Origin of the sequence: Succinimonas sp., from assembly GCF_045225735.1 — a bacterium.
Taxonomy (GTDB): Bacteria; Pseudomonadota; Gammaproteobacteria; order Enterobacterales; family Succinivibrionaceae; genus Succinimonas.
The window spans coordinates 1-9,464 of record NZ_JBGVBR010000346.1; the positions used below are offsets into that span (position 1 = coordinate 1).

Annotated in this window: 14 protein-coding genes and 1 pseudogene; all 15 read left to right on the plus strand. The window is 47.5% G+C overall.

From position 1 onward, the window contains the following. A pseudogene (tuf, locus tag ACJROR_RS12265) lies at window positions 1–343 on the plus strand (elongation factor Tu); the annotation flags it as partial. 256 nt (window positions 344–599) lie between these two features. Further along, a complete protein-coding gene (gene secE, locus ACJROR_RS12270; RefSeq protein WP_406547276.1) occupies window positions 600–1,082 on the plus strand; it encodes a preprotein translocase subunit SecE in 483 nt (160 codons plus the stop codon). Between the two features lie 90 nt (window positions 1,083–1,172). Then, window positions 1,173–1,703, plus strand: coding sequence for a transcription termination/antitermination protein NusG (gene nusG, locus ACJROR_RS12275; RefSeq protein ID WP_406547287.1), 531 nt, complete (start codon window positions 1,173–1,175; stop codon window positions 1,701–1,703). Between the two features lie 203 nt (window positions 1,704–1,906). Further along, complete coding sequence (rplK, locus tag ACJROR_RS12280; RefSeq protein ID WP_406547277.1) at window positions 1,907–2,338, plus strand: 50S ribosomal protein L11; 432 nt, start codon at window positions 1,907–1,909, stop codon at window positions 2,336–2,338. Between the two features lies 1 nt (window position 2,339). Beyond that, window positions 2,340–3,035: a 50S ribosomal protein L1 gene (gene rplA, locus ACJROR_RS12285; RefSeq protein WP_406547278.1), complete on the plus strand. Its 696-nt coding sequence runs from the start codon at window positions 2,340–2,342 to the stop codon at window positions 3,033–3,035. A 204-nt stretch (window positions 3,036–3,239) separates the two neighbouring features. Continuing rightward, window positions 3,240–3,740 carry a 50S ribosomal protein L10 gene (rplJ, locus tag ACJROR_RS12290; protein ID WP_406547279.1) on the plus strand — a complete coding sequence of 167 codons (501 nt, stop codon included), beginning with the start codon at window positions 3,240–3,242 and terminating at the stop codon, window positions 3,738–3,740. 33 nt (window positions 3,741–3,773) lie between these two features. Further along, entirely contained in the window at window positions 3,774–4,133 is a 360-nt protein-coding gene (gene rplL, locus ACJROR_RS12295; RefSeq protein WP_406547280.1) for a 50S ribosomal protein L7/L12, read from the plus strand. A gap of 134 nt (window positions 4,134–4,267) precedes the next feature. Then, the gene (locus tag ACJROR_RS12300) at window positions 4,268–4,651 is read left to right on the plus strand and encodes a RidA family protein (protein ID WP_406547281.1); all 384 of its coding nucleotides are present in this window, start codon (window positions 4,268–4,270) and stop codon (window positions 4,649–4,651) included. A 101-nt stretch (window positions 4,652–4,752) separates the two neighbouring features. Beyond that, entirely contained in the window at window positions 4,753–5,097 is a 345-nt protein-coding gene (locus ACJROR_RS12305) for a DsrE/DsrF/TusD sulfur relay family protein (RefSeq protein ID WP_406547282.1), read from the plus strand. A gap of 14 nt (window positions 5,098–5,111) precedes the next feature. Then, window positions 5,112–5,501 carry a hypothetical protein gene (locus ACJROR_RS12310; protein ID WP_406547283.1) on the plus strand — a complete coding sequence of 130 codons (390 nt, stop codon included), beginning with the start codon at window positions 5,112–5,114 and terminating at the stop codon, window positions 5,499–5,501. Between the two features lie 20 nt (window positions 5,502–5,521). After that, window positions 5,522–5,920 (plus strand): DsrH/TusB family sulfur metabolism protein, encoded by a 399-nt coding sequence (locus tag ACJROR_RS12315; RefSeq protein WP_406547284.1) that lies wholly within the window; start codon window positions 5,522–5,524, stop codon window positions 5,918–5,920. Window positions 5,921–6,202: 282 nt separating this feature from the next. Next, window positions 6,203–6,577: a 30S ribosomal protein S12 gene (gene rpsL / locus ACJROR_RS12320; protein ID WP_019000483.1), complete on the plus strand. Its 375-nt coding sequence runs from the start codon at window positions 6,203–6,205 to the stop codon at window positions 6,575–6,577. Between the two features lie 89 nt (window positions 6,578–6,666). After that, entirely contained in the window at window positions 6,667–7,137 is a 471-nt protein-coding gene (gene rpsG / locus ACJROR_RS12325) for a 30S ribosomal protein S7 (protein ID WP_406547285.1), read from the plus strand. 73 nt (window positions 7,138–7,210) lie between these two features. Beyond that, on the plus strand, window positions 7,211–9,316 hold the full coding sequence (fusA, locus tag ACJROR_RS12330) for an elongation factor G (RefSeq protein ID WP_406547286.1): 2,106 nt from the start codon (window positions 7,211–7,213) through the stop codon (window positions 9,314–9,316). A gap of 52 nt (window positions 9,317–9,368) precedes the next feature. Beyond that, window positions 9,369–9,464: GTP-binding protein (locus ACJROR_RS12335; RefSeq protein WP_406545348.1), on the plus strand; the 96-nt coding region annotated here is incomplete at its 3' end.

A 9,464-nucleotide genomic window follows, 5' to 3' on the forward strand; every position in this document is an offset into this window, starting at 1 on the left:
CACCAAGCGCGAGGAAGTTGAGCGCGGACAGGTTCTGGCTCAGCCTGGCACCATTACTCCGCACACCAAGTTCAAGGCAGAAGTATATGTTCTGACCAAGGAAGAGGGCGGCAGACACACTGCATTCCTTAACGGCTATCGTCCGCAGTTCTACTTCAGAACCACCGACGTTACCGGCACCATCGCTCTTCCTGAGGGCACCGAAATGGTTATGCCTGGTGACAACGTAACCATGAACGTAACTCTGATTCACCCGGTTGCCATGTCCAAGGGTCTCCGCTTCGCTATCCGCGAAGGCGGTCATACCGTTGGCGCCGGCGTTGTAGCTGAGGTTGAGGCTTAATTTTAAGTCTCGTGCCTGGGATGATTCCCGGGCATTTGCCACAGATAATTGTTTGCATGATTTGGGACTGCTTCGGCGGTCCCAAATTTTAATAGCGGGTAATTTGCAAAATGTATATAATGCCCCGCAAACTTATCGATGAATTTTCGGGGAAAGGACAGGAGTCCTTCTGGCAGCGTCCTTTCTCTGATTAGGAATTGCAGACTGCTCTGGCAGCTGTTATTTCGAGGTACTCTAGTATAAAAGGAATCTTTTCATGACTTCAAAGTCAAAGAAGAATAAGCAGGAACAAAATGAGCAGACCGCCGGCAATGTTGCCGCAGCTCCTGAAAGTTCCGTGTCCGCGGAAAAAAGAAAGAAGATCAGCGGCAAGGATATTTTCCTGTGGACGCTGTCTGTGATTTTGCTGGTTGTCGCTGTGGGCGGAAACTATTATTTGAACAGACAGTATGAGTCTTTCTTTTCCGAAAATCAGTTATACCAGCTTTTTAAGGCCCTCGGTGTAATTTTCGTAATTGTCCTGGCTGTTGTAACCGTTGGTTTTACTACCACTGGCAGACATGTCATCAGTTTTACTAGAGAATCTTATATAGAAGTAAGAAGAGTGGTGTGGCCCACCGGTCAGGAGGCTCGCGCCACTACTGTATACATTGGGATTGTTACTGTAGTTGTAGCTCTGATGCTGTGGCTTTTTGACATGGTATTCATGACCCTGATAAGCCTGTTCAACAAGATTTAAGGATTGTATATGTCGCAGAAGAATAATACCGGCGCTGAAGAAAAGGAAGAGGCAAAAACCGATATCGTAGCAGTGTCAGCCAATCCTAAAATGAAATGGTATGTTATCCAGGCGTTTTCCGGATATGAGCAGAGAGTTGCCGATACCCTGAGACTGGAAATTAAGAATCAGGGAATGCAGGAATTTTTCGGGGAAGTGCTGGTTCCTAAAGAAAAAGTGCGTGACATGAGAGAAGGGAAGAAGGTTGAGTCCGAAAGAAAATTCTTCCCGGGTTATGTGCTTATTCAGATGGTAATGAATGAGAAGACCTGGCTTATGGTCAGACACACGGACAGGGTTTTGGGCTTTGTAGGCGGCAGCGTAAATAAGCCTATGCCCATTACCGATGCCGAGGCTGAGCGTATTCTGAGCCGTCTCAAGGAAACAGAGGATTCGCCGAGACCTAAGACTGTATTTGAACCCGGTGAATTGGTTCGCGCCATTGACGGTCCCTTTAAGGATTTTGCCGGTACTGTGGAGTCAGTTGACTACGATAAGAACAGAGTTAAGGTTTCGATTACCATTTTTGGCCGTTCTACTCCGGTGGATCTGGAATTCAGCCAAGTGGTTAAAGAAAAGTAACGTTTTTTGTTATTAACAGAAGGGCTCCTTTAGCGGGCCCTTTTTTAATGGTTGTCGAAAAGCTGCAGAACAGCTTATCTTTGAAAAATTCTTGACCCCTGTCAAAAATTGTATATAATTCAGTCGTTTTTGTGTCAGGTAATCTGACTTTTTTGTTCAAAAGGGGAGTGCTTCGGCGCGTTTGTACCCAGAAGGATAGTGAAATGGCTAAGAAAGTTCAAGCTTATGTAAAGCTTCAGGTTAAGGCAGGAATGGCAAATCCTGCTCCCCCTGTCGGCCCGGCATTAGGTCAGCAGGGTGTTAACATTATGGAATTCTGCAAGGCTTTTAATGCTCAGACTGACAAGTTTGAGAAAGGCTCTCCGATTCCTGTTGTTATTACCGTTTATTCAGATAAGTCTTTTACCTTTGTTCTTAAGACTCCTCCCGCTTCTTATCTTATCAAGAAGACTCTTGGTATTGATACTGCTTCCCATAAGCCGGGCAAGGAGATTGTCGGAACTATTACCAAGGATCAGCTTCTTGCTATCGCTGCCACCAAGAACAGCGACATGACCGGAGCTGACGCTGAAGCATCAGCAAGATCTATTGCCGGTACCGCTCGTTCTATGGGTATCAAGGTGGAGGGCTTATAAAATGGCAAAATTATCCAAGCGCATGGCTGAAATCAAGAAAGCCCTTGATAAGACCAAAGTATATGGCGTAGTTGAAGGATTCGATGTTGTAAAGAAGTTTGCCACCTGCAAATTCGACGAGTCCATTGATGTATGTCTGCACCTTGGCATTGATGCCAAAAAATCAGACCAGACTGTCCGCGGTTCTGTAGTTCTTCCTCATGGCACTGGCAAGACTGTTCGCGTAGCAGTATTTACTCAGGGCGCCAAGGCAGAAGAAGCAAAGGCAGCCGGCGCTGAATTCGTCGGCATGGCTGATTTGGCTGACATGATTAAGAAGGGCGAGTCCGGATTTGATGTGGTAATTGCTTCTCCGGATGCCATGAGAGTTGTTGGTCAGCTGGGTCAGATCCTTGGTCCGCGCGGCCTCATGCCGAACCCCAAGGTTGGCACTGTTACCCCTGATGTTGCCGCTGCTGTTAAGAATGCCAAGGCTGGTCAGGTTCGTTACAGAAATGACAAGCAGGGTAACATCCAGGCTTCCATTGGCAAGGCCAGCTTTTCTTCAGAGGATCTGAAGGACAATCTTAACGCTCTTGTTTCCGCTGTTAAGAAGGCTAAGCCTCAGACCTCCAAGGGTCAGTATCTTATTAAGGTTATTGCCTCCTCTACCATGGGCTGCGGCGTAACTCTTGATAAGTCCGAGCTGGCAGACTAAAGAAATTTCGGGGGGATTTTTGCTGTATCCCCCTTTTGTTCGAGGGTTTTACTCTCGTCCAAGACCGCAGGCGGGTAACCTTAATTTCCTGCGTAGACGGAAACCCCCAGAATGAAAGTTATCTTTCTTCTGGAAGATTTTCCGAGGGGCCCGAAAGGGTATTGCGCTGGTTAATCCAGCTTTTCCTGTCCAGGAGAAATGCAAATGGCATTACTAATTGATGACAAAAAGGCTATTGTTGCCGAAGTCGCCGAAGCTGCCAAGAATGCAAAATCAGCAGTAGTTGCTGACTCCCGTGGCATTCCTGCCGCACAGATGACTGCGCTTCGCAAGCTCTGCCGCGAGAATCAGGTATATGCGCGAGTAGTTCGTAACACTCTGCTCAAGCGGGCAGTTGAAGGAACCGAGTTCACCGTTCTTGATGATCTTTTTGCCGGTCCGACACTGATCGCTTTTTCCAACGAACATCCGGGCGCTGCCGCTCGTCTGTTCAAGGAGTTTGCAAAGAAGAATGAAAAGTTCCAGATCAAGGGCGCATCTTTTGAAGGTAAGCTGATCACTGCTGAGAATATTGATGTTCTCGCTACTCTTCCTACCTACGAAGAAGCTATCGCGCATCTTATGGCAACCCTCAAAGAGGCTGCTGCTGGCAAACTCGTTCGTACTCTGGCTGCTCTTGGCGATAAGCTCCAGGAAGCTGCTTAAATTAGGTTTAATTTTTTTAAAGGAATTTTTGTCATGTCTAAAGAAGAAATCATTGAGGCAATTGCCCAGTTAACCGTAACTGAAGTTGTTGAGCTTGTTAAGGCAATGGAAGAAAAGTTTGGTGTTTCCGCTGCTGTTGCTGTAGCTGCCGGCCCTGCCGCTGCTGCCGCTGTTGAAGAAAAGACCGAATTTGACGTTGTTCTTGCTGATATCGGCGCTAACAAGATTGCTGTTATCAAGGCTGTTCGCGGCGCTACCGGTCTTGGCCTTAAGGAAGCTAAGGATCTCGTTGAGTCCGCTCCTTGCAAGGTTAAGGAAGCCCTTCCTAAGGCTGATGCCGAGGCTCTTCAGAAGGAACTCGAGGCTGCCGGCGCTAAGGTTGAGCTCAAGTAATCCTCTTTTTTAGCTTATTGTAATGATGAGGCCGGTTTTTTGCCGGCCTTTTTCATTTCCGGGTTGTAATTTTGCATTATCTTCCTATAATTTTTCGTGTCCCTTGTTTCATGTTTTTTTTCTGAGGCTGTTTTATGACTAAGGAAATTATCAGTACCCCTAAGGCTCCTGCTGCCATAGGTCCGTATTCTCAGGCTGTGAGAGCCGGGAATTTTCTCTATACCTCCGGTCAGATTCCTCTGGATCCTGCTACCGGAAAAATTGTGGAAGGCGATATAAAGGTTCAGGCTGCGCAGTCCTGCAAAAACCTTATTGCCGTGCTGGAGGCTGCCGGCATGACCGCTGACAATGTTATTAAGTCAGTTTGCTTCATTAAGAACATGAATGATTTTGCTGCCTTTAATGAAGTGTATGCCGAGTATTTTGGCAAAGCAGCTCCTGCCAGATCCTGCGTGGAGGTTGCCCGGCTTCCGAAGGATGTTCTTTGCGAAATAGAGCTGGTTGCTTACAAGGATTAAGAAACCGCTTTTACCATGAATTACAGAGACCTTTGCTATGCGCGGAATGCCTTTTTGCGGGGTCTCTTTTTTGATGATTCATATTTGTCTGTAGCTCATTCATGAAATTTCTTGTGCTTATGACTATGCCCCCATATGGAGACAGTCGTCTTAAACCCGCATGTGATTTTATTGCTGCTGTTCTGGAGAAAGGACATGAGCTCAGTATTTTTTTTCTGGCTGATGGCGTCTGGAACGCGCTTAAAACCATAAGTCCCGCCTCTGATGAGTGGCATCCTTTGCAATTTTTTCAGAAATGCTCTGAATCAGCTGAACTTTTCTACTGCGAAGCAGCCGGAGCCCGAAGGGGTGTAACCCCTGAAAGCGCGGCTTCATTTTTCAGAATGTCGTCCTTGGCTGAACTATCGGATCTTTCTGTCCGTTCTGATCGTCTGGTAGTCTTTTAACCGCTGAGCTTTGTATGGAATTATCACCTTGTCCTCCCGCATCTTCCTGCCGATCGCTGGCATGCGTGTTTTCAAAAACGGCCTTGCCGGATAATCGCGAAGAGCTGGATTATCTTCTGGGAGCATCGGTTTTTTATCATAAATGCGCGGCTTTTGTTTTCAGACCGGCCTTCTATGTTTTTCAGAAAAATTCTGCCCTGGTTCCTGAAAATGCCGGAGAAAGGAATTTTATCAAGTCTGTTCCTCTCCTGGAGCTTTTGGAAATTACGGTGATTTATGTTATGGCTGAGGAACTTACGGAAGCCGGTTATCGGGCGGATGATTTTATAATTCCGGTAACCGTTCTTGAGGAGAAGAGCTTTTACGAAAGCCTCAGAAGCTATACAGACGTCATTATGCTTTGATCTAAGGAGTTTTATAATAGATGGACAATACCGAGAAATCTCAGGTGGCACCGGGGAAAACATCTGAAGCCTTGCCTGAAACTGCCGCAGAGGATAATAATTTGGCTGGAACGGCTGTTTCTCCGGCTTCATCCGCTCCGCGGGTTTTTATTATAAATACGGACCCCAGAAATTCCGATATCCTGAGCCGTTGTCTGAAAACCATGCATCCTGATGATATTCTGTATCTGATGGGGGACGGAGTTAATGCTCTTTTGGATGATGAGCTTTTCGATGTTTTAACGGATGTGCCCAGTCTTTATGTCAGCTCTTATGATATGACAGCCCGCGGCATTAACGTTTTTTGCGGAGAAGAGGCAAATGCCGCGCAGCTTGTGGAACTGGTGAGCAAATACGGCAGTCCTGTTACCTTTAAATAAGTTATTGCGGATCATAAGCGCCGGCCAGCCTTTTATCTTTTTCGTATTCCGGCGCTTCCTGCCGTGCTTTCTGTTTTTCTCCCGGCTTCCGTTCCAGACTGCTCAAAAAAATCCTTTTTCTGAGCATCCTTTTTTATTGTTTTTTTTGCTTTGTATCATTATAATCACGCGATTGAGTTTTTTGCAGTGTGCTATCTGTCACTCTGCGGCTCTGGTTGTTTGAGTAGGTCTTACCTATTTGCTGTGTTCCGAAAGGAAATTTTAGAAATTAATGGAGCGATAATGTCTACTATTAATCAGCTGGTGCGTAAGCCTCGCGTTAAGCAGGTAGTCAAGAACAAGGTTCCGGCCTTGCAGGCTTGCCCTCAGAAGCGCGGTGTTTGCACCCGTGTATATACTACTACACCTAAGAAGCCTAACTCTGCTATGAGAAAGGTTTGCCGTGTTCGTTTAACCAACGGTTTTGAAGTAACCTCCTACATCGGCGGCGAAGGTCATAACCTTCAGGAGCACTCTGTAGTGCTTATCCGCGGCGGACGTGTTAAGGATCTTCCTGGTGTTCGTTACCATACTGTGCGCGGAGCATTTGACCTTGCCGGTGTTAAGGACCGTCAGCAGGGCCGTTCCAAGTACGGTGTTAAGAAGCCCAAGGCTTAATGGGAATCCCCGTTAAGTAAGGCCAAACTTAGTTGTAAGTAATTATTTTTTGTGTTTTGGGAAACTCCTGAAAATACGAGGATTTTAAAATGCCTAGACGTCGTGTAGTTGGTCAGCGCAAGATTCTTCCTGATCCCAAGTTCGGTTCAGAATTGCTGGCTAAATTTATTAATGTAGTAATGGTTGACGGAAAGAAGTCAGTAGCAGAAAGCATTGTTTACGGTGCTCTTGACACTGTAGCTGAAAAGTCCGGAAAAGCTCATCTTGATATTTTTGAAGAAGCTCTTGACCATATTCGTCCTGCCGTAGAAGTTAAGTCCCGTCGTGTCGGCGGCGCTACCTACCAGGTACCTGTTGAAGTTCGTCCTGTTCGTCGTAATGCTCTGGCAATGCGCTGGCTTGTAGAGGCTGCGCGCTCCCGCAGCGAAAAGTCTATGGCTCAGCGTTTGGCAGCAGAACTTCTTGATGCAGCAGACAACAAGGGCTCTGCAGTAAGAAAACGCGAGGACGTTCATCGTATGGCTGAAGCCAACAAGGCTTTTGCTCACTATCGTTGGTAGTCTGTGTCGATAGTTTTGTGCGGGTGTTCCCGTAACACCTTTTTAAAAACTAATTTCATAAGGAATTCAAATCTTGACTCGTGAAACTCCTATTGCGCAATACCGTAATATCGGTATTTCCGCACATATCGATGCTGGTAAAACCACTACTACTGAACGAATTCTGTTTTACACCGGTGTAAATCACAAGCTTGGTGAGGTACACGACGGCGCTGCTACCATGGACTTCATGGAGCAGGAACAGGAGCGCGGCATCACCATCACCTCAGCAGCTACCACCTGCTTCTGGCGCGGTATGTCCAATCAGTATGCTAAGCCTTTCCGCATCAACATTATTGATACCCCGGGCCACGTGGACTTTACCATTGAAGTAGAGCGTTCCATGCGTGTTCTTGACGGCGCTGTAATGGTTTATTCCGCTGTAGACGGTGTTCAGCCGCAGTCTGAGACTGTTTGGCGTCAGGCTAACAAGTACCACGTGCCTCGCATTGCCTTCGTTAACAAGATGGATCGTACCGGTTCCAACTTCAAGCGCGTTCTTGAGCACATCAAGACCCGTCTTGCCGGTCATCCTATAGCTCTGCAGCTCCCTATCGGCGCTGAAGACAACTTTGTTGGCGTTGTTGACCTTATCAAGCGCAAGGCCATTGACTGGAATGAAGCAGATCAGGGCGTTACCTTCGAGTATACCGACATCCCTGAGGACATGAAGGCAGACGTTGAAGAGTATCGTTCACAGCTCGTTGAAGCAGCTGCTGAATCTGATGAAGCTCTCATGGATAAGTATTTCAGCGGCGAAGAGCTGACTGATGAGGAAATCGTAAAGGGTCTTCGCAAGAGAGTTATCAACTGCGAAATCACTCTGGTTACCTGCGGTACCGCCTTCAAGAACAAGGGCGTTCAGGCGCTTCTTGATGCTGTGGTTGATTACCTGCCTTCTCCGGTGGATGTTCCGGCCGTTAAGGGCGAAACTCCCGAGGGCGAACCTGCCGAGCGTCAGGCTTCTGATACCGAACCGTTCTCTGCTTTGGCATTCAAGATTGCCACCGATCCTTTCGTTGGAAATCTTACCTTCGTGCGCTGCTATTCAGGCTCCGTGAAGTCCGGCGATGCCGTGTACATTCCCAGCCGCGGCAAGCGTGAAAGACTTGGCCGTCTGGTTCAGATGCACGCCAATAACAGAAAGCAGATTTCTGAGATCTATGCCGGTGACATTGCTGCCTGCATCGGTCTTAAGGAAGCTACCACCGGTGATACCCTCTGCGATGAGAATAAGCCTATTATCCTCGAGCGCATGGAATTCCCGGATCCTGTTATTTCCTTGGCTGTTGAACCTAAGACCAAGGATGACCAGGAAAAAATGGCCCTTGCCCTGCAGCGTCTTGCTCAGGAAGACCCTTCCTTCAAGGTGCACACCGATGAAGAATCCGGTCAGACCATTATTTCCGGCATGGGAGAGCTCCATCTGGACATCATCGTTGACCGTATGCGCCGCGAGTTCCATGTTGAATGCAATGTGGGCAAGCCTCAGGTTGCCTACAGAGAAACTCTCCGTACCAAGGTTGAATGCGAAGGCAAGTTCATCCGTCAGTCCGGCGGTCATGGTCAGTACGGTCACTGCTGGCTGCGTCTTGAGCCTAATGAAGCAGGCAAGGGATACGAGTTTGCCAGCGAGATTGTGGGCGGCGTGATTCCTAAGGAATTCATTCCGGCCATTGACAAGGGCTGTCAGGCTACTGTTGAGGACGGCGTTCTTGCAGGCTACCCGGTTGTTGATGTCAAGGTAACTGTTTACGACGGTTCCTTCCATGAAGTTGACTCCTCTGAACTGGCATTCAAGACTGCGGCTTCCATTGCCTTTAAGTCTGGTTTCATGAAGGCCAGCCCGGTTCTTCTTGAGCCTATCATGAAGGTTGAGGTTGAGACTCCGGAAGATTACATGGGCAATGTTGTAGGCGATATCAATCGTCGTCGCGGCATGGTTGAAGGAATGGAAGACGGTCCTACCGGCAAGATCATTCATGCTCATGTGCCTCTGGCTGAAATGTTCGGCTATGCTACTGACCTGCGTTCTCAGACTCAGGGTCGCGCTTCTTATGTAATGGAATTCAGTAAGTATGCTGAAACACCGAGAAATGTTTCAGATGCTATTATTGAAGCCCGTGGCAAGAAGAATTAATTGTTTTTAAGCCCGTCTCTCAGGCGGGCCCTTTGAAAGGAAATTGAATTAAATGGCTAAAGAAAAGTATGTTCGTAATCTGCCTCACGTTAATGTAGGCACTATCGGTCACGTTGACCATGGTAAGACCACTCTTACTGCCGCTCTT